Origin of the sequence: Mesorhizobium australafricanum, assembly GCF_033977265.1 — a bacterium.
Classification (GTDB): domain Bacteria; phylum Pseudomonadota; class Alphaproteobacteria; order Rhizobiales; family Rhizobiaceae; genus Mesorhizobium; species Mesorhizobium australafricanum.
Genome location: NZ_JAVIIT010000003.1, coordinates 143,125 through 167,968 on the forward strand (window position 1 = coordinate 143,125; position 24,844 = coordinate 167,968).

Annotated in this window: 22 protein-coding genes and 1 tRNA gene; 12 read left to right on the top strand and 11 right to left on the bottom strand. The window is 64.1% G+C overall.

Annotation, left to right across the window (positions count from 1 at the left end):
* Nucleotides 1–24 precede the first annotated feature (24 nt).
* Entirely contained in the window at nucleotides 25–1,215 is a 1,191-nt protein-coding gene (locus RFM98_RS07585) for an aq_1923 C-terminal domain (RefSeq protein WP_320308285.1), read from the top strand.
* Nucleotides 1,216–1,449: 234 nt separating this feature from the next.
* Here the strand turns inward: RFM98_RS07585 and aspS are convergent, their stop codons facing one another.
* Both aspS and RFM98_RS07595 read right to left on the bottom strand, forming a co-directional pair.
* Nucleotides 1,450–3,243: an aspartate--tRNA ligase gene (aspS, locus tag RFM98_RS07590; RefSeq protein WP_320308286.1), complete on the bottom strand. Its 1,794-nt coding sequence runs from the start codon at nucleotides 3,241–3,243 to the stop codon at nucleotides 1,450–1,452.
* A 114-nt stretch (nucleotides 3,244–3,357) separates the two neighbouring features.
* On the bottom strand, nucleotides 3,358–4,116 hold the full coding sequence (locus tag RFM98_RS07595; RefSeq protein ID WP_320308287.1) for a DeoR/GlpR family DNA-binding transcription regulator: 759 nt from the start codon (nucleotides 4,114–4,116) through the stop codon (nucleotides 3,358–3,360).
* 117 nt (nucleotides 4,117–4,233) lie between these two features.
* Between RFM98_RS07595 and RFM98_RS07600 the strand changes: the two genes are divergently transcribed.
* Both RFM98_RS07600 and rnd read left to right on the top strand, forming a co-directional pair.
* Complete coding sequence (locus RFM98_RS07600) at nucleotides 4,234–5,442, top strand: MFS transporter (RefSeq protein ID WP_320308288.1); 1,209 nt, start codon at nucleotides 4,234–4,236, stop codon at nucleotides 5,440–5,442.
* Between the two features lie 129 nt (nucleotides 5,443–5,571).
* Entirely contained in the window at nucleotides 5,572–6,723 is a 1,152-nt protein-coding gene (rnd, locus tag RFM98_RS07605) for a ribonuclease D (RefSeq protein ID WP_320212224.1), read from the top strand.
* A 165-nt stretch (nucleotides 6,724–6,888) separates the two neighbouring features.
* On the opposite strand, the gene RFM98_RS07610 is transcribed toward rnd, so the two are convergent.
* From RFM98_RS07610 to RFM98_RS07630, 5 genes are all read right to left on the bottom strand, one after another.
* Nucleotides 6,889–7,308, bottom strand: a complete 420-nt coding sequence (locus RFM98_RS07610) for an MAPEG family protein (RefSeq protein WP_320308289.1) — start codon at nucleotides 7,306–7,308, stop codon at nucleotides 6,889–6,891.
* Between the two features lie 19 nt (nucleotides 7,309–7,327).
* The gene (locus RFM98_RS07615) at nucleotides 7,328–7,876 is read right to left on the bottom strand and encodes a hypothetical protein (protein WP_320308290.1); all 549 of its coding nucleotides are present in this window, start codon (nucleotides 7,874–7,876) and stop codon (nucleotides 7,328–7,330) included.
* Nucleotides 7,877–7,919: 43 nt separating this feature from the next.
* Nucleotides 7,920–9,422 carry an IMP dehydrogenase gene (guaB, locus tag RFM98_RS07620; RefSeq protein ID WP_320308291.1) on the bottom strand — a complete coding sequence of 501 codons (1,503 nt, stop codon included), beginning with the start codon at nucleotides 9,420–9,422 and terminating at the stop codon, nucleotides 7,920–7,922.
* A gap of 140 nt (nucleotides 9,423–9,562) precedes the next feature.
* Nucleotides 9,563–10,012, bottom strand: a complete 450-nt coding sequence (locus RFM98_RS07625) for a PIN domain-containing protein (RefSeq protein ID WP_320308292.1) — start codon at nucleotides 10,010–10,012, stop codon at nucleotides 9,563–9,565.
* Entirely contained in the window at nucleotides 10,009–10,254 is a 246-nt protein-coding gene (locus tag RFM98_RS07630) for a type II toxin-antitoxin system Phd/YefM family antitoxin (protein ID WP_320308577.1), read from the bottom strand. The genes RFM98_RS07625 and RFM98_RS07630 overlap by 4 nt, the downstream gene beginning before the upstream one ends.
* Before the next feature lie 212 nt (nucleotides 10,255–10,466).
* On the opposite strand from RFM98_RS07630, the gene RFM98_RS07635 reads away from it, so the two are divergent.
* Entirely contained in the window at nucleotides 10,467–11,885 is a 1,419-nt protein-coding gene (locus RFM98_RS07635) for an MFS transporter (RefSeq protein WP_320308293.1), read from the top strand.
* Nucleotides 11,886–12,048: 163 nt separating this feature from the next.
* Here RFM98_RS07635 and RFM98_RS07640 read toward each other — a convergent pair whose 3' ends face one another.
* Nucleotides 12,049–12,744, bottom strand: a complete 696-nt coding sequence (locus RFM98_RS07640; protein WP_320308294.1) for an RlmE family RNA methyltransferase — start codon at nucleotides 12,742–12,744, stop codon at nucleotides 12,049–12,051.
* Nucleotides 12,744–14,090, bottom strand: coding sequence for a Ppx/GppA phosphatase family protein (locus tag RFM98_RS07645; protein ID WP_320308295.1), 1,347 nt, complete (start codon nucleotides 14,088–14,090; stop codon nucleotides 12,744–12,746). The genes RFM98_RS07640 and RFM98_RS07645 overlap by 1 nt, the downstream gene beginning before the upstream one ends.
* 270 nt (nucleotides 14,091–14,360) lie before the next feature.
* Here RFM98_RS07645 and RFM98_RS07650 point away from each other — a divergent pair, with 270 nt between their 5' ends.
* From RFM98_RS07650 to RFM98_RS07660, 3 genes are all read left to right on the top strand, one after another.
* On the top strand, nucleotides 14,361–15,293 hold the full coding sequence (locus tag RFM98_RS07650; protein WP_320308296.1) for a lysylphosphatidylglycerol synthase transmembrane domain-containing protein: 933 nt from the start codon (nucleotides 14,361–14,363) through the stop codon (nucleotides 15,291–15,293).
* Nucleotides 15,294–15,440: 147 nt separating this feature from the next.
* A tRNA-Gln gene (locus RFM98_RS07655) sits at nucleotides 15,441–15,514 on the top strand.
* A gap of 775 nt (nucleotides 15,515–16,289) precedes the next feature.
* Complete coding sequence (locus RFM98_RS07660; RefSeq protein ID WP_320308297.1) at nucleotides 16,290–16,523, top strand: hypothetical protein; 234 nt, start codon at nucleotides 16,290–16,292, stop codon at nucleotides 16,521–16,523.
* Nucleotides 16,524–16,739: 216 nt separating this feature from the next.
* Here the strand turns inward: RFM98_RS07660 and RFM98_RS07665 are convergent, their stop codons facing one another.
* Nucleotides 16,740–18,173: an aldehyde dehydrogenase family protein gene (locus RFM98_RS07665; RefSeq protein WP_320308298.1), complete on the bottom strand. Its 1,434-nt coding sequence runs from the start codon at nucleotides 18,171–18,173 to the stop codon at nucleotides 16,740–16,742.
* Nucleotides 18,174–18,400: 227 nt separating this feature from the next.
* On the opposite strand from RFM98_RS07665, the gene RFM98_RS07670 reads away from it, so the two are divergent.
* Nucleotides 18,401–19,453, top strand: a complete 1,053-nt coding sequence (locus RFM98_RS07670) for a YeiH family protein (RefSeq protein WP_430682268.1) — start codon at nucleotides 18,401–18,403, stop codon at nucleotides 19,451–19,453.
* A gap of 18 nt (nucleotides 19,454–19,471) precedes the next feature.
* Here the strand turns inward: RFM98_RS07670 and msrC are convergent, their stop codons facing one another.
* A complete protein-coding gene (gene msrC, locus RFM98_RS07675; RefSeq protein WP_320308299.1) occupies nucleotides 19,472–19,978 on the bottom strand; it encodes a free L-methionine (R)-S-oxide reductase MsrC in 507 nt (168 codons plus the stop codon).
* Nucleotides 19,979–20,167: 189 nt separating this feature from the next.
* Here msrC and RFM98_RS07680 point away from each other — a divergent pair, with 189 nt between their 5' ends.
* From RFM98_RS07680 to RFM98_RS07695, 4 genes are all read left to right on the top strand, one after another.
* Complete coding sequence (locus RFM98_RS07680; RefSeq protein WP_320308579.1) at nucleotides 20,168–21,064, top strand: GlxA family transcriptional regulator; 897 nt, start codon at nucleotides 20,168–20,170, stop codon at nucleotides 21,062–21,064.
* A gap of 291 nt (nucleotides 21,065–21,355) precedes the next feature.
* On the top strand, nucleotides 21,356–22,651 hold the full coding sequence (locus RFM98_RS07685; protein WP_320308300.1) for a M24 family metallopeptidase: 1,296 nt from the start codon (nucleotides 21,356–21,358) through the stop codon (nucleotides 22,649–22,651).
* 304 nt (nucleotides 22,652–22,955) lie between these two features.
* The gene (locus tag RFM98_RS07690) at nucleotides 22,956–23,633 is read left to right on the top strand and encodes an isochorismatase family protein (protein WP_320308301.1); all 678 of its coding nucleotides are present in this window, start codon (nucleotides 22,956–22,958) and stop codon (nucleotides 23,631–23,633) included.
* A gap of 5 nt (nucleotides 23,634–23,638) precedes the next feature.
* The gene (locus RFM98_RS07695; protein ID WP_320308302.1) at nucleotides 23,639–24,604 is read left to right on the top strand and encodes an alpha/beta hydrolase; all 966 of its coding nucleotides are present in this window, start codon (nucleotides 23,639–23,641) and stop codon (nucleotides 24,602–24,604) included.
* The last annotated feature ends 240 nt before the right edge of the window (nucleotides 24,605–24,844 follow it).

The window sequence follows — 24,844 nt, forward strand, 5'->3', positions numbered from 1 at the left end:
GCAAATCAGGACAGGGAACTCGCCATGACAATCCAACGCTCAACGCTCAAGAAACTGGCCTTTTCGACCTTTCTGCTGACCCTGCCGCTCAACGCGGCCTTCGCCGCCGATCCGGCGGTGGCCGAGCGTATCAAGGCGGCCCTTGCCGCCCAGGGCGTCGAGATTTCCTGGACCGGCGTCTCCGGCGATGATTCGAACGCCGTGCTGCAGGGTGTTTCCATCAAGCCGGCGGCCGAGAAGGAAGCGCTGCCGATCGGCGACGTGAAGCTGGAAGGGGTCGCCGAGGCCAATGGCGGCTATGAGATCGCCACCGTCTCGACCTCGCCTTTCGAGCACAGCAAGGACGGCGTGACGCTCAACCTCAGCCCGGTGGTCGTCCATGGCATGAAGGTTCCGGCCGAAGGCGGCACCGACCCGCTCGGCTCGCTGATGATGTACAAGTCGGCCGAGCTCTCCAACATGACGGTCAAGGTCGGCGACAAAACGGCGTTCGCGATGGACGGGCTTGCCGTCCAGATCACCCCCCCGGCCGACGGCAAGGCGATGGACTTCACCGCCAACACCGAAAAGTTCACCGCCGACCTGTCGCTGGTCGACGACCCGAAGTCGAAGGAAGCCATCGAGGCGCTCGGCTACCAGAACATCTCCGGCAACATTGCGATGGCCGGCACCTGGCAGCCCAGCGACGGCAAGATGGAGCTGTCGAAATATGACATCTCCGTCGAGAATGCCGGCACGCTCGGCATGACCTTCAACCTCGGCGGCTACACGGTCGACTTCATCAAGTCGATGCAAGAGATGCAGAAGAAACTCGCCTCACAGCCGGAAGGCGCCGACAATTCGGCGCAGGGCATGGCCATGCTCGGCCTGATGCAGCAGCTTTCCTTCAACGGCGCCTCGGTGCGCTTCGAGGACGATTCGCTGACCGGCAAGGTGCTCGACTATGTCGGCAAACAGCAGGGCATGTCGGGTAAGGACGTCGCCAACCAGGCCAAGGCGATCGTGCCGTTCGGCATGGCGCAGCTCAACAATCCTGAGCTGACGGCGGAGGTATCGGCGGCGGTGAACACCTTCCTCGACGATCCGAAGAGCCTCGAGATCTCGGCCGAACCGCCGTCGTCGGTGCCCTTCGCGCTGATCATGGCCGGCGCCATGTCCAACCCGCTCGACCTGCCCAAGACGCTCGGCGTCAAGGTCAAGGCGAACCAGGACTGATCGAATTGGCTGCCTTCTCCCCGTCACTATACGGGGAGAAGGTGCCGGCAGGCGGATGAGGGGCAGCGCCGACGCTTGCGAATATGAAATTCGATGCTGAACCGATTGCCTGTCAGAAGGCCTCGGCTGCTACGACCGCTCGCAAGTCGCCAGCACCCGCGCTGCCCCTCATTGTCCTGCCGGACATTTCTCCCCGTATAGAGACGGGGAGATAGGGCAGTTGCAACGCTGCCGTCAGTCCTTCTTCGCCACCGCGACGCGCAGCGACAGCTCACGCAGCTGCTGCGGGGTCGCTTCCGAAGGCGCATTCATCAACAGGTCGTAGGCCTGCTGGTTCATCGGGAACATGGTGATCTCGCGCAGGTTCTTGGCGCCCACGAGCAGCATGACGATGCGGTCGACGCCCGCCGCCATGCCGCCATGCGGCGGCGCGCCATACTGGAAGGCGCGGTAGAGGCCGCCGAAGCGCTCCTCCACCGTCGCGCGGTCCAGGCCGACCATCTCGAACGCCTTGACCATGGTTTCCGGCAGATGGTTGCGGATGCCGCCGGACGCGATCTCGAAGCCATTGCAGACCATGTCGTACTGGAACGCCTTGATGCCGAGCGGCTGCTCGCCATTCAGCGCATCGATGCCACCCTGCGGCATGGAGAACGGATTGTGGGCGAAGTCGATTTTCTTCTCGTCCTCGTTCCATTCGAAGAACGGGAAATCGACGATCCAGCAGAGCTCGAACCGCTCGCGGTCGACGAGGTTCAGTTCCTCACCGGCGCGCGAGCGCGCCGCACCCGCAAAGGTGGCGAACTTCTTCGGGTCGCCGGCGACAAAGAACGCGGCATCGCCATCGGCAAGGCCGAGTTGCTGGCGGACCGCCTCGGTGCGCCCCTCGCCGATGTTCTTGGCGATCGGGCCGGCGCCTTCGAGCTTGTCGCCCTCCTTGCGCCAGAAGATGTAGCCCAGTCCCGGCTGGCCCTCGCCTTGCGCCCAGGAGTTCATGCGGTCGCAGAAGGCGCGGCTGCCGCCGGTCTTGGCCGGAATGGCCCAGACCTCGGCCTTCGCATCGTTGGCCAGGATGTTGGCGAACACCTTGAAGCCGGAATCGCGGAAATGATCCGAGACCGCCTGCATCTCGATCGGGTTGCGCAGGTCCGGCTTGTCGGTGCCGTAGGTGCGCATCGCCTCGTCATAGGGAATGCGGCGGAATTTCTGGGTCACCGGCTTGCCGGCGGCGAAAGTCTCGAAGACGCCGCGAAGCACCGGCTCCATGGTGGAGAGCACGTCGTCCTGCTCGACGAAGCTCATCTCGAGGTCGAGCTGGTAGAATTCGCCCGGCAGCCGGTCGGCGCGCGGGTCCTCATCGCGGAAGCAGGGGGCGATCTGGAAATAGCGGTCGAAGCCGGAGACCATGATCAATTGCTTGTACTGCTGCGGCGCCTGCGGCAGCGCGTAGAAGGTGCCGGGATGGATGCGCGAGGGCACCAGGAAGTCGCGCGCGCCTTCCGGCGACGAGGCGGTCAGGATCGGCGTCGAGAACTCGGTGAAGCCGATCTCCCCCATGCGCTTGCGCATCTCGGCGATGATCTTGGTGCGCGCCACGATGTTCTTGTGCAGCGTCTCGCGGCGCAGGTCGAGGAAGCGGTATTTCAGGCGGATGTCTTCCGGATAATCCGGCTCGCCGAAAACCGGGAGCGGCAGTTCCTTGGCCGCCGACAACACCTCGATCTCGCGCGCGAAAATCTCGATCTCGCCGGTCGGCAGGTTGGCGTTGGTGGTCTCCGGCAAGCGCGCCTTGACCTCGCCGTCGACGCGGATCACCCACTCGCCGCGCAAGGTCTCGGCCACCTTGAAGGCCGGCGAATCCGGATCGGCGACGATCTGGGTCAAGCCGTAATGGTCGCGCAGATCGATGAAGAGCAGCCCGCCATGGTCGCGCACGCGATGCACCCAGCCCGACAGGCGGACGGAATTGCCGACGTCGCTCTTTCTCAACTGGGCACAGGTATGGCTGCGGTAGCGATGCGTGGTCATGGGTAAAGTCCGGAAATTGCGGGCATCAGCCCGGCTCGAAAATTGGCGCGAAAAGCGCATGAGAGGCAGGCTTTGTCAAGGCAAGCGGTCACACAGGCGCGCCGCCTCCGCCGATCAGGCAAAGTGGACTTGCGCACCCTGGCTTTGGAAATCGGCGAGCGTGGCAGAAGGCGCGGTCTTTTCCACCACTAGGTGGCGGATCGCCTCCGCTCCCGCCACGCGATACGGCGCCGCGGTGGCGAGCTTGTCGTTGGTGACCGCAATGACGATGCCAGCGCTGTTCCTGGCCATGGCGCGTTTCACTTCGGCTTCGGCCGAATCGAAAGCGGTGACGCCGCGCGCCACATCGAGCCCGCAGGAGCCGAGAAAGAACAGATCGGCGCCGAGCTGCGCCACGGCGGCGAGCGTGTCGGCGCCGACGCAGGTGCCGAGATCGGGCACATAGCGGCCGCCGAGCACGATCAGTTCGACCAGGGGAAGGGCCGTGAGAGCCGAAGCGACGCCCAGCGAATTGGTGGCGACGGTCAGTTGGACGTCACGCGGGATCGCCCTGGCAATCGCCTCGTTGGTCGTGCCGCCGTCGATGAACAGCGACTGCCCTGCGCTGAGCAGCCCAACCGCCGCCTTGGCCAGACGTGTCTTTTCCTCGACCGCATGACGGCTGCGCTGGCTGAGCGTCGCGGCGGCAAATGGCGCCGATGCGACCGCGCCGCCATAGACGCGGCGCAACTGCCCGGCCTTCGCCAGTTCCCTGAGATCGCGGCGCACCGTGTCTTCCGAGACGCCGAAACGGCTGGCGAGCTCGCCGGCCAGCACCCTTCCGTCCGCCGCAAGCTGGTCGCAAATCAGTTGGTACCGTTCCTCGGTGAGCATGCACGATCCTACTTATTTGTGCATATTCTTGCATGTTTTGCCTGTTCATGCAAGAAACAGAGTCGTGAGCGGAACTGAAAGTGTGCCCGCCAAAATCTCCTTGTTGGATTGCTCGTAATGACCCTTGGCCTGAAACTCGCCCCCCAGCACCGCGTCTATGCCGGCTTCGCGATCTACTCCTTTGCCATGGGCAACATCTTCCCGCGCCTGCCCGACATCAAGCGCGCCATGGAGATCGAGGACGGCACGCTCGGTCTCGCCCTGATCGGGACGCCGATCGGCACCCTGATCGCGCTGACGCTGGCGACGCCGATCCTGGAGCGCGTGGGCTTTCGCCGCGCGCTGCTCTGGCTGGTGCCGCTGCTTGCCCTCGTCTATGCAGTCGCGGTGCACGCGCCAGGCCCGGCCGCTCTTTTCCTGATGCTGCTCCCCGTCGGATTGATGATCGGCAGCATCGAAATCATCCTTAATGTCGAGGCCGACAGGACCGAGTTTCTGCTCCAGCGCCGCGTCATGAACCGGGCGCATTCGTTCTGGAGCATCGGCTTCTTCGGCGCCGGGCTGTTCGGTGGCGTGCTCGCCCATCTCGGCCTGTCGCCGCAATTGCATCTGGCGCTGGTCGTGCCGATGGTGGCGGTTGCGATGGCGCTGTTCCTCGGTGGCTTCGAACCGGCGCCTGCCCGTTTCGCCGCGACCGGCGAAAAGCCGCCGATGTTTGCCCGGCCGACGCTACCGATCCTCATCCTCGTCGCGGTGACGCTGTCGGCCATGCTGATGGAAGGCGCCAGCATGGACTGGTCGGCGATCTATATGCGCACCGTGTTCGAATCGGGCCCGTTCGTTGCCGGGATCACGGTGGCGCTGTTCGCCTTCTCGCAGGCGACGACACGGTTCTTCGCCGATAGCTTTGTCGATCGCCACTCGCCGAGCGGCGTGGCGCGCGTGCTGTTGGCAACAATGGCGGTCGGCGTGTTCATCGTGTTCTTCTCGCCCCTGCCCTTCATCTCGATGCTGGGCTTTGCGCTTCTGGGCATCGGCAGCAGCGCCATCTTCCCGCTGGCGATCTCGGCGGCGGCGCAGCGCACCGACCGTCCCGCGGCGATCAATGTCGCGGCGCTGTCGCAGATTTCCTTCGTCGCCTTTCTGCTCGGCCCGCCGCTGCTCGGCTTCGTGTCGGATCACTGGGGTATCCGCTCGGCCTATGGCATCGGCATCCCCTTTATCCTGCTCAGCCTGGCCACAGCCGGCGCGCTCGGGCGACGGCCGTCGGCCGAACTCACGGATATCGCAAGGCAACCGGTGGAGGCGCCGGTCGGCGAGGCCTGAATCACGCTGCCGGGCCATCGGATATCGCCGTCCCGCGAAAGTAGCGGTGCGTGATGACGTTGCGGCGCTTGACGAAAGCGCGCGCGGCTGAAATTGAAGGAGCCTTAATATTGTGCCAAAAGCGATTTGATGCGCGTCATCACCACACAAGAAGAACTCGAGAGCGTTATCGCGGCGTTCGAAAAGTCGGAATTCGTTACCGTCGATACCGAATTCATCCGCGAGACGACCTTCTGGCCGATCCTCTGCCTGATCCAGATCGCCGCGCCTGGGATTGAGGCGCTTATCGATCCGTTGTCGCCCGGCATCGACCTGAAACCGTTTTTCCGGCTCATGGCCAATGAAGCGGTGCTGAAGGTCTTCCACGCGGCGCGGCAGGACATCGAAATCATCGTCCATCTCGGCAATTTGGTGCCGCATCCAGTGTTCGACACGCAGGTGGCGGCGATGGTCTGCGGCTTTGGCGACAGCGTTTCCTATGACCAACTCGTCCAGAAGGTCACCGGCGCCCGGCTGGACAAGTCCTCGCGCTTCACCGATTGGCGGCACCGGCCGCTTTCGGACAAGCAGCTCGAATATGCGCTTGCCGACGTCACCCACCTGATCAAGGTCTATCAGCATCTCAGCGCCGAGCTGAAGCGCGAGGACCGCGCCCATTGGCTGAACGAGGAGATGGACGTCCTCACCTCGCGCGAGACCTACGATCCGCATCCCGAGGACGCCTGGAAGCGGCTGAAGATGCGGCTGCGCAAGCCACAGGAGCTGGCGATCGTGCAAGCCGTGGCGGCCTGGCGCGAGCGCGAGGCGCGCGAGCGCGACGTGCCGCGCGGCCGCGTGCTCAAGGACGATGCGATCTACGAGATCGCGCAGCAGGCGCCGCGCGACACGGCGGCGCTCGGCAAGCTGCGCACCACGCCGAAAGGCTGGGAACGCTCGGCGACGGCAACGGCGCTGCTTGGCGCGGTCAACGCCGCCCTTGCCTTGCCCAAGGACGCGATGCCGAAACTGCCGAAAAGCGTGCAGCCGCCTGAAGGATCGAACGCGGCGGCGGAACTGCTCAAAGTGCTGCTCAGGATCGTCGCCGAGAAGGAAGGCGTCGCCACCAAGGTGCTTGCCTCCAGCGACGATATCGACCGCATAGCGGCCGAGGGCGACGAAGCCGATGTGCAGGCGCTGCAAGGCTGGCGCCGCGCCGTTTTCGGCGAGCAGGCGCTAAGGCTGGTGCGAGGCGAGATCGGCATCAAATTCGACAAGCGCAGGATCGCGGTGTTCGATCTTTAGGATCTCTCCCTTCTCCCCTTGTGGGAGAAGGTGGATCGGCGCGCAGCGCCGAGACGGATGAGGGGTGTTCCAGCGGAGTGAGACGCCACCTTTCCCTGGAGCACCCCTCATCCGTCGCCTTTGGCGACACCTTCTCCCACAAGGGGAGAAGGGGAAAGGCGAGCATCACACCGCCCCGAGCAGGTGGAGCGCGAACCAGATCCACGCGATGAGAAGTATGCCCGCGCCGAGGTAGAAGGCGCGGCTGCGGTGCAGCATATAGTTTCTGTCGAGATGCACCCAGGCGTGAATATAGCGCGTGACTATGAACAGCCACATCAGCACCAGCGTGAGATAATTCACGCCGTTGGTGACGAACAGCGCCAGGCACAGCACATGGAAGAGAGCCGGCAGTTCGAACTGGTTGATCAAATTGTTGGCAACGGTGGCGCTCGATGCCGGTTCGGTCGAGCGGACCTTGTATTGGCCGATCCTGGCTTCGCCCGACTTCACGGCGAGATAGCGCCGCTTCAGCATCACCAGATAGACGATGTAGACCAGGAGCACATGAGCCAGCATCGGCCAGAAGATGGCGGTCTGGGACATATGTGCGCCTCTCCTTCCGTCAGCGCCGCCGCTGTGCGGCCAGCGCGAAGACCGCGATGACGAAGAATGGGATCGCCAGCAACGCGAATTTGGTGACGGTCAGCAAGGAGGCGAATGCCAGGGAATCGGGATTGGCCGACTGAAAATCGGACAACAGCCGCGCGAGGGCGAGGTTCTGGGCATAATCGGCGATCGTATAGGGTAGCACCAGCACAAGCGAGAACAGGGCCTGCACTTGCGCCGGCATGGCGCGGAAAGTGCTGAGCCGCCGGCCGAAGGCAAGAATGAGGCTGACCAGCGTGAGCGACAACAGCGCCGGAAACAGGAGGTCGAAGGTCAGGTAGTGCCAGACGATGATGATCTCGCCGCCGCGCCGGCCGAGCGCGGTGAGCCACGCCATGCCTTCGTCGGGCGTGAAGCCGGCGACGCGCATGTCGAGCGAGGCCAGGCCGCCGCTCAGGCGCTGGAAATAGACGAACTCCAGCGCCGTCATGACAAGGAAAAGCGCAATCGAGGCAATAGACAGCGCCGCCGCATGCCGCGACAGCCGCAGCACCGCCACACTCAAGCCACGCCACAGCCCCTGGCGGTCGGACTGCTCGGCCTGCCGATCAAAGTCCGCCCGGATAGTTGGGGCTTTCGCGGGTGATCGTGACGTCATGGGCGTGGCTTTCACGAAGTCCGGCGTTGGATATGCGCACAAAGGTGGCGCGCTCGCGGAAATCTGCAAGGTCACGTCCACCCACATAACCCATAGCGGCTTTCAGGCCGCCTGCAAGCTGGTGCAGCACGCCAGCCACAGGTCCTTTGTAGGGAACCTGCCCTTCAATGCCCTCCGGAACCAGTTTCAGCGTATCGCGGACCTCGGCCTGGAAGTAGCGATCGGCCGAGCCGCGCGCCATGGCGCCGACCGAACCCATGCCGCGGTAAGCCTTGAAGGAGCGGCCCTGGTGCAGATAAACTTCGCCCGGGCTCTCGTCGGTTCCGGCAAGCAGCGAGCCGATCATGGCGGCACTTGCGCCAGCGGCGAGCGCCTTGGCCAGATCGCCCGAATATTTGATGCCGCCATCGGCAATGACGCTCACGCCGGCCTTGCTGGCCGTCTCGACCGCCGACATGATCGCCGACAATTGCGGGACGCCGACGCCGGCGACGATTCTGGTGGTGCAGATCGAGCCCGGGCCGATGCCGACCTTGACGGCGTCGGCGCCGGCGTCGATCAGCGCCCGCGTGCCGTCGGCGGTGGCGACATTGCCGGCCAGGATGCGCACGGAGTTGGACAATTTCTTTGCCCGCGCCACCGCGTCCAGCACGCGCTGCGAATGGCCGTGCGCGGTGTCGATGACCAAAAGGTCCACGCCGGCGTCGATCAGGCGTTCGGCGCGCTCGAAGCCGTCATCGCCGACGCTGGTCGCGGCGGCGGCGCGCAGCCGGCCTTGCGCGTCCTTGGTGGCATGCGGATTGAGCTGCGACTTTTCGATGTCCTTGACGGTGATCAGGCCGACGCAGTTGCCCTTCCTGTCGACCACCACCAGCTTCTCGATGCGGTGCTTGTGGAGCAGGCGCTTGGCCTCGTCCTGGTCGACATTCTCCTTGACCGTGATCAGGTTCTCACGGGTCATCAGTTCATAGACCTTCTGCGCCGGATCGGAGGCAAAGCGCACGTCACGGTTGGTGAGGATGCCGACGAGCCGGCCGACCGTATGGCCGCCGGTGCCGCCATTCTCGACCACCGGAATGCCGGAAATGCCGTTGCCGCGCATCAGCGTCAGCGCGTCGGCGAGCGTTGCGTCCGGACCGATGGTGACCGGGTTCACCACCATGCCGGATTCGAATTTCTTCACCTGCCGGACCTGCTCGGCCTGCTCGGCGGGCGTCAGATTGCGATGGATGACGCCGATGCCGCCGGCCTGTGCCATGGCGATCGCCAGCCGCGCCTCGGTGACGGTGTCCATGGCGGCCGACAGGATCGGCACGTTGAGATCGATGTCGCCGGCAATGCGGGTGCGGATGTCGGTCTCGCCCGGCATGAACTCGGAATGGCCGGGCTGCAAGAGCACGTCGTCGAAGGTCAGCGCCAGAGCGCCGGTGGACGTTTCGATGATTTTTGCCATGGCCAGTCCTTTTGAATGCGGAAAAGGCGCTGGGCCAAGATGGCCAGCGCCGACTCTGATCTTCCCTTTCAGGATTGGCGCTGGCTGGTAACACGTCCGGCGGGCGATGAAAAGCCGGTCGTTGCGCGGTATGTCAGATGCTAGTCGGCGCCCAGGAAGGCATCGAGCAAAGCATGACGCGGCGACGCAAAAGGATTGACCACGGTTACGCCTCCCCAGGTAAAGCCATCTTGTAGGTTCTCGGACAAGAGGAGCCGGCAACCCGTTTGCGAGGCCATGGAAAGGATGACCGCGTCCCAGATGCCAAAATGGTGATCCGCAGCCAAGTCGGCTGCCATCAGCATCACCTCGGGCGTCGTTCCGGCAACCGGAAATGCGTCCTGCCAACCCAGCAGCGTATCGCGAGCGACTTCCCGCGATCGCCCGGCCTTGCGGACAAGCACATTGTACAGTTCGCCCAACACTTGGATGGGAACGATGGCCGCCGCTTGCGGAACGTTGCTCAACAATTCGAGGACGGTATCGCGTTTTTCAGCGCTATCGACCCCTTCTGCATACACAAGAATGTTGGTGTCGAGCGCCACCTTCACCGATCGTCCTCATAGAGATCATCGCGTGTCCAGCCTTCGACTTTGACGATCGGCTGCTGTTTGAGTCGCGACAACAATGCCGCGCGCGAGCGGGCGGCCACGCCTTCGTCCTTTTCAGCAGGTACGATCCGGGCCACAGGCCGCCCGTGGCTGGTCACCACGTAGCTCCGGCCATCACGTACTTCGCGCAAGATATGAGAGAACCTACGATTGGCATCGGCTGCTGAAACGGCTTCATCCACAATTACACCCATTGTAGTGATTTTCACTACAATAGCGATGGAGCCCTCATTTATCAAGCACCGCTGTCGGTTAGTCCACCAGGGGTTGCGGTCGCGCAAAAGTGACAGCAATTTAATGCGACACCCGGACCAATGCGTGATAACCGCCCGGGCGTGCCGGCTTGCCCCCAAGCCAGGCTCCAGATTCGTGAAGACAAATCAGGGCGTTTCCCTTGAACCGCATCATCCCGCTCATTCTGGCGGTCGCACTTTTCATGGAGAACATGGATTCGACCGTGATCGCGACGTCGCTGCCGGCGATCGCCATCGACATCCACACCAGCCCGATCGCGCTGAAGCTGGCGCTGACGGCCTATCTGGTGTCGCTGGCTATCTTCATTCCGATCAGCGGCTGGATGGCGGACCGGTTCGGGGCCAAGAACGTGTTTCGCGCCGCAATCGGCGTCTTCATCGCCGGCTCGGTCGCCTGCGCCTTCGCCAATTCGCTGCCGGCATTCGTGGTGTCGCGCTTCCTGCAAGGCATCGGCGGCGCCATGATGACGCCGGTCGGACGCCTTGTGCTGGTGCGCGCCACGCCGAAGAACGAGCTGGTCGCGGCAATGTCGTGGCTGACCGTGCCGGCGCTGGTCGGCCCCCTGGTCGGGCCGCCGATCGGCGGCTTCATCACCACCTATTTCACCTGGCACTGGATTTTTCTGATCAATGTGCCGATCGGCCTGATCGGCATGTGGCTTGCCACGCGCTATTTGCCGGAAACCGAGCCGACCGAGACGCCGCCGCTCGATTTCCCCGGCTTCGTGCTTTCGGGGCTTGCGGCTTCCGGCATCGTCTTCGGCCTTTCCGTCGTCAGCCTGCCGGCGCTGCCGCCGATGGCCGGCTTCGTCACCGTCGCCGCCGGCGTGGTCTGTGGCGTGCTCTATCTCATCCACGCCCGCCGCGCCACGAACCCGCTGCTGGCGCTGGAGCTGTTCCGCAACCAGGTTTTCCGCTCCTCCGTGCTCGGCGGCTCGCTGTTTCGCATCGGCATCGGCGCGGTGCCGTTCCTTTTGCCGCTGATGTTCCAGATCGGTTTCGGGCTGACGCCCTTCCAGTCCGGCATGATCACCTTCGTTTCGGCGATCGGCGCCATCGGCATGAAGTTCGTCACCGCGCTGCTCTTCCGCCTTGCCGGCTTCCGGCGCGTGCTGATCTGGGGCTCGCTTGTCGCGGCCGCCTCAATCGCCATCTACGGCCTGTTCACGCCGCAGACGCCCTATGCGCTGATGCTGGCGATCCTTTTGGTCGGAGGCTTCATCCGCTCGATGTTCTTCACCGGCGTCAATGCGCTCTCCTATGCCGAGATCACGCCCGCCGACACCAGCAAGGCGACTCCGATCACCGCGGTCTTTCAGCAATTGTCGATCGCGCTCGGCGTGGCGCTGGCCGGCGGCATCCTCGAAGTGTCGACCTCGATCCACGGCGGGCCGCTGACCTTGAGCGACTTCCACATCGCCTTCTTCATCGTGGCGGCGGTCTCGGCAGCGGCGTCGATCACTTTCATGCGGCTTGCGCCGGAAGCGGGCAATGCCGTCTCGGGGCACGGCCGGCTGACCACGCCGAAGACGCTGGAGACGGTGGGCGCGGGGAAGTAGCAGCGCCCTCTCCTTCTCCCCCTGTGGGAGAAGGTGGATCGGCGCGCAGCGCCGAGACGGATGAGGGGTGCTCCAGCGGAGTGAGACGTCCGCTTTCCCTGGAACACCCCTCATCCGGCCGCTTCGCGGCCACCTTCTCCCACAAGGGGAGAAGGAGAAGTCGCTACCCCTTGAACTCCTTCGCCAGCAGGTAAAGCTCCACCGATTCGTCGCGCGAGGCCGGCGGCTTGACGTGGTGGACCGAGCGGAAGTTCTGCTTCAGCCGCGACAGGAGCTCGTTCTCGGCCCCGCCCTGAAATGTCTTGGCGAGGAAATGCCCGCCGGGTTTCAGGACGTGCAACGCGAAATCGGCCGCGACTTCGCACAGATGCATGGTGCGCAGATGATCGGTGCGGCGGTGCCCGGTGGTGGGCGCTGCCATGTCGGACAGCACCACATCCGGCTGGCCGCCGAGCGCCTCGGCAAGCTTCCGCGGCGCGTCGGGATCCAGAAAATCCATCTGCAGGATGACTGCCCCCGGGACCGCATCCATTTCGAGATAGTCGATGCCGACGACGTGCGGATTCTCGGCAGTCGATTTCGTCCGCGCGGCCGCCACCTGGCACCAGCCGCCGGGGGCCGCACCCAGGTCGATGACCTTCATGCCCAGCTTCAACAGATGGTGCTTGTCGTCGATCTCGATCAGCTTGTAGGCGGCGCGGGAGCGGTAGCCGTCGGCCTTGGAGCGCTGAACATAGGGATCGTTCATATGGCGCTCGAGCCAGCGGCGCGACGATTCCTTCAAGCCGCTCTTCTTCTTGATCCTGGTCTTGAGAACGCGAATGCTCCCTGAACCCGGCTTTCCCGGTTTATTACCCATCACCGGCCACGCCCATCGTTGCGCCAGATGCCGTCATCGGCCATCAGCTCGCTCAGGATACCTTCACGCAGGCCGCGGTCGGCGACGCGCAGCCGCTCGGACGGCCAGACACCGCGGATCGCTTCCAGGATGGCGCAGCCGGCGAGCACGAGGTCGGCACGGTCTGCGCCAATGCAGGGGTTGGCGCAACGCTGCTGGAAATCCCAGCCGATCAGCCTCTCGATCATGCGATCGACGCTGTCGCGGTTCATCCACAGCCCGTCGACGCGGCGGCGGTCGTAGCGATCGAGATCGAGATGCACGCCGGCCAGCGTGGTCACCGTGCCCGACGTGCCGAGCAGGTGGAAATTGGGGCTGGCCAGCACATGCGCGAGCCTGTCGCGGCCGTCGAAGACCTTCAGCCGCGCGGCCACGTCGTCGACCATGGCGATAAAGGTCTCGCGCGTCACCGTGCGGCCGCCGAAGCGCTCGGCGAGCGACACCACGCCGACGGGAAGCGAGGTCCACGATACAATGTGGTTGGCAAGCCGCGACGAGCGGCGTCCAGTCAGGTCGATCAAAGCGATTTCGGACGAGCCGCCGCCAATGTCGAACAGCACCACGCCTTGCGTGTCGCGCTCGACCAGCGAGCCGCAGCCGGAAACAGCAAGGCGGGCCTCGGTCTGGCGGTCGATGATCTCGAGCTTCAGCCCGGCCTCGCGCTCGACCCGTTCGAGGAATTCGACACCGTTGGCGGCCGAACGGCAGGCTTCGGTTGCGATCAGCCTGGCTTTCCTGATCTTGCGGTTGCGCAGCTTGTCGCCGCAGATCTTCAGCGCCTCGACCGCACGGTCCATCGCGGCCTGGCTGAGCCGGCCGCTGGCCGTCAGCCCCTCGCCCAGCCTGACGATGCGCGAGAAAGCGTCGATGACGCGGAACTGGCCGTGACGGCCAGGCACCGCGACCAGCAGCCGGCAATTGTTGGTGCCGAGATCGAGCGCGGCGAACACCGGCAATTCCTGCTGCGGCGGGCGTGGTGGGAACGGCTTCGGCTGGGGTATGGCCGGCGCGGGCTCCGGCGCGCGGGCGGCAGAAATAGCGGGGGTCGATGACGGTATGGCGCCATTCTCGTCGCGCGCGAAGACCTTGCGGCCGCGCCGGCGCTTGCGGCGCTTGCGCGTCTTGCCCTTCTGGCTCTCGCCGTGATTATCGGCATGTCTTTGGTCGGCATGTCTTTGGTCGGCATGTCTGGCATGCGCGCCCGCATGGCGGCTGAAACGCCCTGCGGACGGGGCCGCCGACTCCGCCGACGATGCCCCGGACACACCCACTGCCGACGCGCCCGCGCCGGTGTCGTGGTCTTCCACTTCAGTTCCTTCCGGCGCCGCGCGAACCAAAGACGGACGCAGCAGGCACCTCGATTTGTTTCAAGTTGGCAACAGACTAGCAGCGCCGTTCGCAATCACCAAGAGCGCATGGCCGAATTTCGCCAACGTCACATTTTGCCGACATCACGTTCGGGCAATGTCTTGCCGGTTGAATAGCCGGCTTCGATCAGGCATGTCTGAAAATGACGATAATGCGGGCGAAGTGGGGCCAATCCGGACGAATGAGCTGCAACGCATGATGACGACGCCATGAATTGGAGGCGCTATTTCTGGCCGGTCATAGGCATTGCGGCCGTAGCGTTCTCGCTGTGGCTGCTCATTCACCAACTGCGCGGCACTTCGCTCGATGACGTCTGGGCCGGCATCGCCGCCATCCCGCCGCGTGGCTGGGTGCTCGCAGCGCTGAGCTCGGTCGTCGCTTACGCCTCGCTCGCCGGCTACGACCACATCGCGCTGCTGCATATCGGCAAGAAAGTATCGTGGCTGTTCGTCACGCTGTGCTCCTTCACCACTTACGCGGTCTCGCACAATATCGGCGGCTCGGTGTTTTCGGGCGCGGTGATCCGTTACCGCGCCTACGCCACGAGGGGGCTGACCGGCCAGGAGATCGGCGTGCTGGTGGCGATCTGCTGGTTCACCTTCATCCTGTCCAGCGTTCTTCTCGGCGGCCTCGTGCTGTTGCTTGAACCGCAGATCATCGATCGTTTCACGGGCGCGCCTCATCACGGCGCAGCGTTTGCCGCGGGGTTTGCCATGCTCATCCTCGTCGGCGCCTATGCATTCGGCAGCTGGCTGCGGCTCCGGCCGCTGAAGATCGGCTCCTTCCAGCTGCACTATCCGGCGTTGCCGATCGTCGCGCGGCAATTGCTGATCGGCCCGGTCGAACTGCTGGCGGCCGCCGCGATCATCTACTTTGCCCTGCCCGAGGCCGGAAATCCCGGCTATTTCGTCGTGCTCGGCGTGTTCATGGTGTCGTTCTCGATCGGGCTCCTGTCGCATGCGCCGGGCGCGCTTGGCGTGTTCGAGGTCGTCTTCCTCACCGGCCTTTCGGATATGGACCCCGTGGGCGTACTCGCCGCGCTTCTGGTGTTTCGCCTGTTCTATCTCATCATTCCGCTTCTGATCGGCCTTTGCGTGGTGCTCTATTTCGAGCACTCCCAATACAGCCGCGGGAAGAGCTGAGGCCTTGTGCCCGCCCGGCGGAAACGGCCTCGGCAAAAAGGCTGCGGTTGAACGCAGCTGCGGGCTTGACTATTTTTTGATGGCGGCTACAAGGCAGCGCTCGCGGCGCATGAGCCGCCCGCTTCGCGCGATACCAGTCGCGCCTGCTGGGGAATAGGTTAACGGTAGACCCACGGACTCTGACTCCGTTAGTCCTGGTTCGAATCCAGGTTCCCCAGCCAGATCGTTTTTCTTTATAAAATCAACTAATTAGATTCTCACGTTGGCAGGGTTCGTTAGCGCCCTTTTGTTAGCTCATGTGCCTGTGGATATTGCCCGTCTGGCGATGACGACGGCGCGGCGGAAATCGCTGTCAACTGGGGCGGGTGGGTTGGCATGCCGCCGACGTCGTGCGGAAAAGCGAGGAGCTACCCGCGCCCGCACCGGTTGCCTTCTCCTTCGATTGGAAGGGTGCTTACACCGGCGAAACGCAAAAGCAGGATCAAGGAATAGAGTCAGCCGGCCGGCCGGCCCACCGCCAGTTCCCGTCCACACGACGATATATTAGCTAATTAACGAATCGTAGACCGCGCTGTCCTATTCTGGGACAGCGCGGTCACTACCCCATGCGCCGCGCAGGCGGCTCCGGCTTTCAGGCAACCCTACCCCTAGTCGGAGCCGCCACCTAGTACATACCAGTAAGGGTTGAATCAACTCTTACCAAGCATCCTTACTGGTGCATTTTGCCGATCGTTAGAATTTGAAATGCGACGATATTGTTCGAGACGCCCCGAGCAGTCGCCGTTGAGCGTGGTTGCACGCGCTCTGCTATGAAGCTTCCGCCACAGTCAATAGCTGCCATGCGCCCGTCCAAAAGGTTTCGCCATTTATATTAGCAATCAACGATATATTAACAGCTCAGGCGCAGTCTTGCCGGATCGGGGACGAGAACCGCCCCCTGATCGACGATCCGGCACTTTATGTGCCGAGACGTTCGACCGATGCGGAGCCAAACGCATGAGTGTCGAAACAGCGCTGGCGCAGCTGTTGCGCATGCTTCACCGTCGAGCCTTGAACCTGGCGGCGTTGCCGGACGATGAAAGACTTGCTCATTACGACCGCATCCGCCGCTCATGCTGCGGCGCGGCCGAGCATATCGGCCAGAGCCCCGACAACGCAGCCATCACGGCTAACAGCGTGGTCGAATTTACCCGGGCGATGGTCGGCATCATCGAGGCGGGGCACAGGTAGACCGCAGACTTCGACACTCGTGACGAGTTCGGGAGATGCCGATAAGCGCGGTTACGGTGCGTTGCCCGAAGGTCGCAGGGTGATAATGCCACCTCGTGTCGATCGGCGAGCAGGCTTCCAGGCAATCGTTGTCTCAGACCGCGCCCGAGGGGCGCGGCCGTGACCGTGCCCTTCTACTGATCTGCTCCGAAACTTGCCGGCTGCATCAGGCGAACCCTACTCCGCCGCCTCGTATCCCGCGATGCCCTTGATCTCGAGGAAATCCTCCAGGCCGTATTCGGCATATTCGCGGCCGTTGCCGGACTGCTTGTAGCCGCCGAAGGGCAGGCCCGCGTCCCAGGTCGGGTAGTTGATGTAGACATTGCCGGAGCGCATGCGGGCCGCGACCTGGCGCGCCTTCTCGATATCCTTGGCCTGGATGTAGGAGGCGAGGCCGAAGACGGTGTCGTTGGCCTGCTCGACCGCCTGTTCGACCGTGTCGTAAGGCATGATCGACAGCACCGGTCCAAAGATCTCTTCGGTGGCGATGCGCATGTCGTGCGTCACATTGGCGAACACGGTCGGGCGGACATAATAGCCGCGGTTGAGCTCCGCCGGACGGCCGGGGCCGCCGGTCACCAGCGTGGCGCCCTCGTCGATGCCGCTCTGGATCAGACCCTGGATCTTGTCGAACTGAAGCTGGCTGACCACCGGGCCGAGCTTGGAACCCGGCGCGTCGGCCGGGCCGACGGTGAATTTTTCCGCCGCCGTCCTGGCATAGCCGGCCGCCTCGTCATGCCGGTCGCGCGGCACGAACATGCGGGTCGGCGCATTGCAGGACTGGCCGCTGTTGCCGAAGCAGCCGGCGACGCCCTTGGTGACGGCCCTTTGGAGATCGACATCGGGGAACAGGATGTTGGCAGACTTGCCGCCAAGCTCCTGATGCACGCGCTTGACCGTATCGGCGGCAGCCTTGGCGACCAGGATGCCGGCGCGAGTGGAGCCGGTGAAGGACATCATGTCGACATCCGGATGGCTGGCCAAAGCCTGGCCCACGGTCGGGCCGTCGCCGTTGACGAGGTTGAAGACGCCCTTCGGTACACCGGCCTCGTCGATGATCTCGGCGAAGATGATGGCGTCAAGCGGCGCGATCTCGGACGGCTTCAGCACCATGGTGCAGCCGGCGGCAAGCGCGGGACCGACCTTGCAAGTGATCTGGTTGAGCGGCCAGTTCCAGGGCGTGATCAGGCCGACGACGCCGATCGGCTCTTTCACGATCAGCGAGGACCCTTTGACGTGGCGGAACTGGAAGGTCTTCAGCACCTCGGCCATCTTTTCCAGATGCGCCTGGCCGACGCCGACCTGGCTGTCCAGCGCCATCTGGCGCGGCGCGCCCATCTCGCGCGAGACGGCGAGCGCCAGATCCTTGCTGCGCTTCTTATAGATTTCGATGATGCGGTTGAGGATGTCGAGGCGCTCCTCGACTTCAGTGAATCCGAAAGTGGCGAAGGCGCGCTTGGCTGCCGCCACGGCCTTGTCGACATCGGCCTTGGAGCCCAGCGAAATCTGCGCGAAGGCGTCCTCGTTGGACGGATCGATCACGTCGAGCGTGTTCGGGACCGCCGGATCGACCCAGGCGCCATCGATATAGAACTGCAGATTGTGTGACATGCTTTCGCTCCCTGCGGGCCGCCGCAGCTCGATTGTGGTGAGGTGATCGTCGTATATCGTCAGAAATAACGATGCGGCAAGCGCCCTGTCAAACGCAAGCTCGGGCGATTGAGCCAGTTGCCCGACGGCAATCGTTCGTAAAAATCGATCATTATAACTCGAATAATTCGTTGGAAAGATTGGTTCTGGAATGGCATTTCCCCGGCGAGATTGCCTGGAGAATTCAATTGTCTTTCCTCCCTGTCACCGCGAACGATCTTCCAAACGGCCTCAATCCGGTCGGCAAGAGCCCGGCCCTCGCGCCAGTCTGGTCCGGCATCGTGCCGGGAATTGTGCTGGTGGCGATGATCACGACCGTCGCCTATTCGGCGCGCAGCTTCTCCGGCCTCACCCTGCTCAGCCCGATGATTCTCGCGGTCGTCGCCGGCATGATCTATTCCAACGTGCTTGGCCTTCCCGCGCACGCCAAGCCCGGCATAGCGTTCTCGCAAAAGCGCCTGCTGCGCTTCGCCATCGTGCTGCTCGGCTTCCAGCTCACGCTCGGCCAGGTGGCCGGCATCGGCCTCGGCGGCGTCGGCATCGTCGCCGCCACGCTTAGCGCCACCTTCCTCTTCACCATCACGCTCGGCCGGCTGATCGGCGTCGACCGCAAACTCGCGCAGCTGATCGCCGCCGGCACCTCGATCTGTGGCGCCTCGGCAATCGTCGCCACCAACATCGTCACCGACGCACGCGACGAGGACGTCACCTATGCGGTTGCCGCGATCACGCTGTTCGGAACCGTGGCCATGCTCGGCTTTCCGCTGCTGGCGCCGGTCTTCGGGCTCGACCAGCACGCATTCGGTCTGTGGGCAGGAGCCTCGATCCATGAGGTGGCGCAGGTGATCGGCGCCGGCTTCCAGAACGGCGCGCAGGCCGGCGAGACCGCGACCGTCGCCAAGCTGACGCGTGTCGCGATGCTGGCGCCGATGGTCATCGCGCTCGGCCTGATGGCGCGCCGCGGCAGCACCGAGGCTTCCGGCACCAAGCCGCCAATGCCCTGGTTCGTCGTGGCTTTCGTCGCGGTCGTGGCGCTGAACAGTCTTGTCGCCATTCCCGCCCAGATCCATACCGCAATCGCCCTGGCCGCGCAGGTCATGCTGACCATGGGGCTCGCCGCCATGGGCCTTCAGGCCGACATTTCGCAGTTGCGCTCGCGCGGCCTGCGGCCGCTGATGCTGGCCTTCTCTGCCTTCATCTTCATCGCGGCTTTCAGCCTGATGCTGGTGAAATTCGCCTGAGGTTCAGGCGAGGCCGGCCTAATCGTCGCCGTCCTCGAACGAACTCGCCGCGACATAGATCGCGGCGAGCTTCTCGATGCCGGCCTGGTCTTCCTTGTCGAACCGGCCGGGCAGCGGGCTGTCGAGATCGAGCACGCCGAACGTCCCATCGGCATCGCGCAAAAGCACGACCAGTTCAGAGCGCGAGTCGGCATCGCAGGCAATGTGCCCGGGAAATTCGTGGACGTCCTTGATCAGCATCGACATGTCGAGCTCGACGGCCGTGCCGCAGACGCCCTTGCCGACGGCGATGCGAACGCAGGCCGGCTTGCCCTGGAAGGGGCCGAGCACCAGCTCGTCGTCGGAGGCGAGGAAATAGAAGCCGGCCCAGTTGAGGTCGGGCACCATCTGATAGATCAGCGCCGCGGTGTTGGCGGCATTGGCGATGGAATCGCCCTCGCCTTCCAGCAATGCTTTCAATTGCGCCGCCAACTCCTTGTAGAAGGCCGGCTTGTTGCTCGTGTCGATGGCGGTTGGCGCAAACATAGTGTCGTCTCTCCGTTGCAAGGGCGCCGACGCGCCCGCTAGAGTCCCGTTCTCTCTGCCATCAATGCAGCGCCCGGGAAATACACAATCGTGAGTGCCGCCCTAGCCAACCGACCACGCGAGCGCGCCCAGACGGAAGCACGCCAAGCGCCCCTCACCTTCGCGGTGCTGGTCTTTCCCGGCTTTCCAATGATGGCCTTCTCGTCGGTGATCGAACCGCTGCGCGGCGCCAATGTGCTCGCCAGGCGCGAATGCTATCGCTGGGTGATCGTGGGGGCCGAGCAAGGCACGGTCGAGGCCTCCAACGGCGTCGTCATCCAGCCCGGCTTCTCGGCCGCCAGCGCGCCGAAGGTCGACCGCATCGTCGTCTGCTCCGGCGGCGATGCCGACCATGTCGTCGCCGACGAGGCGATGAGCTGGATCCGCAAAAGCCTGCGCGGCGGCGCGCATATCGGCGCCGTGGCGGACGCCGCGTTCTTCCTCGCCCGCGCCGGGCTGCTCGACGGGCATGCCTGCACCTTGCACTGGACCAGCCAGGCCGCCTTCACCGAGGCTTTTCCGGATATCGAGCTTCGGCGCGACCTTTTTGTCATCGACCGCAAGCGCTTTACCTCGGCGGGCGGCGTCGGCAGTCTTGATATGATGCTGGAAATTATCACGCGCGATTATGGCGCTGAGCTGGCGGCCGGTGTCGCCGAATGGTTCGTGCACAGCCCCTTGCGGTCCAGCGTCGACCGCAAGCTGATGCCGCTCAGGCTGCGCACCGGTGTCCAGAACGAGCTGATCCTGTCGGCCATCGCCATCATGGAGGACGCGGTCGAGGAGCGGCTCGGCATGGCCGAGCTGGCGGAACGGCTTGGCGTGTCGTCCGATAAGCTCGAGCGCAATTTCCGTGCCGAGCTGGATATCTCGCCCAATGGCTATTACCGGCGGCTCAGGCTGAAGCGCGCCGCCGATTTGTTGGCGCATTCGACGCTGATGGTGCGGGATGTGGCGCTGGCGTGTGGATTTGCCTCGATGTCGAGCTTTGCAAGGGCGTTTCGCGAGGAGCATGGACACGCGCCCAAGGCGATGCGTCGGCATTAGCGTTCATCGTCCTGCTAGGCTGAGTTCCTTCACACCCCCCTCTGGCCTGCCGGCCATCTCCCCCGCAAGGGGGGAGATTGGATGTCACCACTGCTTTCGCCAATCGTCGACGACGCAGGAAAGGCGCCGGCAGCGGAACTGCTGATCTCCCCCCTTGCGGGGGAGATGTCCGGCAGGACAGAGGGGGTGCTGTCCCGCCAACATCTCTGCGGCGCCCAGCACAACATTTGCGGAATGTCGCACAGCCTCCGCATTCTGCCCCGCTATGTTCGCGAGAACAGGAGGCCTCCCATGAGCATCGTCGTTTTCGACCCGGACAGCACCGAGGATGTGGACTTCAAGGACCGCATGCGCCACCCGGCCGCGGCCGATCCCGCCGGCGGGATGTGGCTGTCGGACACCGAGCCGTCCTTCATCGATGCGGACGCGCTGCGTAAGGGTCGACTTACTAAACTGCGCGCCTGGATGCGCGAGGCGGGCTATGGCGGCGTCGTGCTGTTCGATCCGTATAACCAGCGCTATGCCACCGGCTCGCGCAACATGTTCGGCTATTTCCTGCGCAACTCGACCCGCTACTTCTTCATCCCGACCGAGGGGCCGGTCGTGCTGTTCGAATATCCGCAAAGCTACCACGTCTCGATGGTGCTCGACACGATCGACGAGGCGCGGCCTTCCAAGCTGGTGTGGTCCTCGGTCTCCGGCCGCGACGACGAGACCGCTGGGCCGTTCGCCGACGAGATCGCCGAGTTGTTGAAGAAGCATGGCGGCGGCTCGATGAAGCTCGGCCTCGACCGCTGCAGCCACCTGCAGGCGCTGGCGCTGGAAAGGCGCGGCTGCGAGGTCAAGGATTGCCAGGGCGAGATACTGGCCGTGCGCGCGGTGAAGACACCGGAGGAAGTCAAATGCCTGCTGGCGTCGATGGCGGGCGCTGAAGCCGCGGTGGCGGCGGTGCGCGAGGCGATCAAGCCCGGCGTTTCCGAAAACGAGCTGTTCGCCATCATGTATGGCGAGGTCATCCGCCAAGGCGGCGAGTTCATCGAGACGAGGTTGCTGACGTCGGGGCAGCGCACCAATCCGTGGTTCAACGAAGCGAGCGGGCGCAAGATCCGGCCGGGCGAGTTGCTCGCCCTCGATACCGACACGATCGGCTGCTACGGCTATTATTCCGATTTCTCGCGCACCTTCCGCTGCGGTCCTGGCAAGCCGACGCCCTACCAGAAGTCGCTCTACCGCATGGCGCATGATCAGGTGCAGCACAATATCGGCATCGTGAAGCCCGGCATGGCGTTTCGCGAGATCGCCGAGAAAGCATGGAAGATCCCGGACCGCTTCGTCGACCAGCGCTACACCTCGGTCATGCACGGCGTCGGCATGCATGGCGAGACGCCTTTCATCGCCCACGCGATGGATTACGAGACCTATGGCCGCGACGGCATCATCGTGCCGGGCATGGTGGTGAGCGTCGAAAGCTATATCGGTGAGAAAGGCGGCCGCGAGGGCGTCAAGCTGGAGGATGAGATCCTGATCACCGAGACAGGCACGGAGCTGCTCTCGCGCTTCCCATATGAGGATGAATTCCTCGAATGAGCGAAGTGATGCCGGCGCCCACTGCCAGCCGGGGTGCGATATCGCAAAGCTTCGAGACTAGCCGTGGCGTACCTGCCGTCGTCATTCTAGGGCGGAGCAAGGAGCGGAGCGACGCAGCGCAGACCCTGGAATCCATGCCGTTACGACGAAGCGTTGCAACAGTGCAGAATTCTGTTCCGCTGCATTCTTCGATGAACGTAACGGCATGGATTCCAGGGTCTTCGCGACGCCGCTTCACGGCTGCTTCGCCCTGGAATGACGAAGCTGATAGGCTATCCCACCGCGCCCCTTCGAGAGCATTCGCATGAAAACGCCCATTTCCATCCGACGCGGCACTGTGGCCGCAGTGTTCATCGATCTCCAGGAGGAGCATCGCAAGGACAAGCGCTATCTGGTCGAGGGTTATGCCGACATCCTCGCCAACGTCCAGCGGCTGCAGGAGGCAGCGCGACGCAATTTCGTGCCGCTCCATCACTGGGCCTATATCGTCGACCTCGCCGAGGCGCGGCCGTTCCATCCGGTGGACGAGAGCGGAAAGTCGGCCTTCTCCGACAAGGATGATCCACTGACGGCGATCTGCCATGAAGTGGCGCCGCAAGACGGCGAAGCCATGCTGATCAAGCGGGAAGCGAGCGCGTTCGGCAAGAACGACTTTGCCGACAAGCTCAAGGCGGCCGGCATCGAATGGCTGGTGATCGCCGGCGTGTGGACCGAGGCGTGTATCGACGCCACGGTGAAGGACGCGGTGGCGCGCGGTTTTCGCGTGCTGCTGGTCAAGGACGCCTGCGGCAGCGCGAGCGCCGCCATGCACCAGACCGGCGTCCTCAATCTCGCCAACCGCCTCTATGGCGGCGCCGTCACCAACACGATCGACGCCTGCCGGCTGATGGCCGGCGACACGGTCAGCGCGTGGCAAGTCGAGGGCTCGGTGCCGCTGCGCTTCACCTTCGAGAACGCCGCGCAGCTTTACGCCGAGCTCTGACGGCAATGGCCGGCGACCCAATCGATCCGGCGAGCGGCGGCAAATACGCCGGCCGGCTCGATGCGGAGCTGTGGGACTATCTCGACAGGGTCAACAGCTGGTACCCGCCCGAGATCGTGGCCGCGCCGATCGCCGAGCAGCGCGCGGTCTATGACCGGATGTGCGTAGCGTTTCACCGGGGTCGCCCGGAAGGCGTGACGACCAGCGACGGCCTCGTCGCCGCGGCGACGCATGCGATCCCGGTCCGGCGCTACCGTATGGCGGGCAAGGCGGCAGCGGCAGTCGTCGTCTATTATCACGGTGGCGGCTTCGTCCTCGGCGATCTCGACAGCCATGACGACATCTGCGCGGAAATCTGCGCCGGCACCGGCTTCGAGGTGATCTCTGCCGATTACCGGCTGGCGCCGGAACATTTGCATCCCGCTTCCTTCGACGATGCGCTTGCCGTGTTCGAGTGGGTCGCGGCGACCAGCGTATTGCCGATCGTGCTTTGCGGCGAAAGCGCCGGCGGCAACCTCGCCGCGGCGGTGGCGCATACGATGCGGCATCGGCATGCCGTCGGCCAGATGCTGATCTATCCCGGCTTGGGCGGCGACGAGAGCCGCGGTTCCTACATCGAGCACGCCGAGGCACCGCTGCTCACGCTCGCAGACATCGAGTTCTACCGGCGTGTCCGCTCCGCGCCCGGACAGTCGCCCGACGACCCGACCTTTTCGCCGCTCAGGGATCGCGACTTTTCCGGCCTGCCGCCGACCATCATCGTTACCGCCGAATGCGATCCGCTGTCGTGCGACGGCCGGACGTATCGCGACCGCATCCTCGCCGCCGGCGGCCGCGCCTGGTGGCGCGAGGAGCCGCGGCTGGTGCACAGTTTCCTGCGGGCAAGATCGACCGTGCCGCGCGCGGCGGAGGCGTTTGCTAGGATTATCGCGGATATCGACGCGCTCGGACGGGGCGAGTGGCCAGACTAAAGTGTTTCCACAGTATTCAGTTCTGCACCGCGATAGCGCTTCAACGTCAGCCGTAAAGTGCAGCGGTCCAAGACAACACATCTGATCGCTTGATGACCGCGTCCACGCCTCTGCGGAACAGCGCACAAGAACTGCGGAAAACCAAACATTTCGCTGCGGCAAGCAGACCTATCATCCTCGCGCAGGCAACGGCGCTCCGGCGGTCGTCTCCGCTCCCGCGCCTGACGGCGGCTGGGGTGC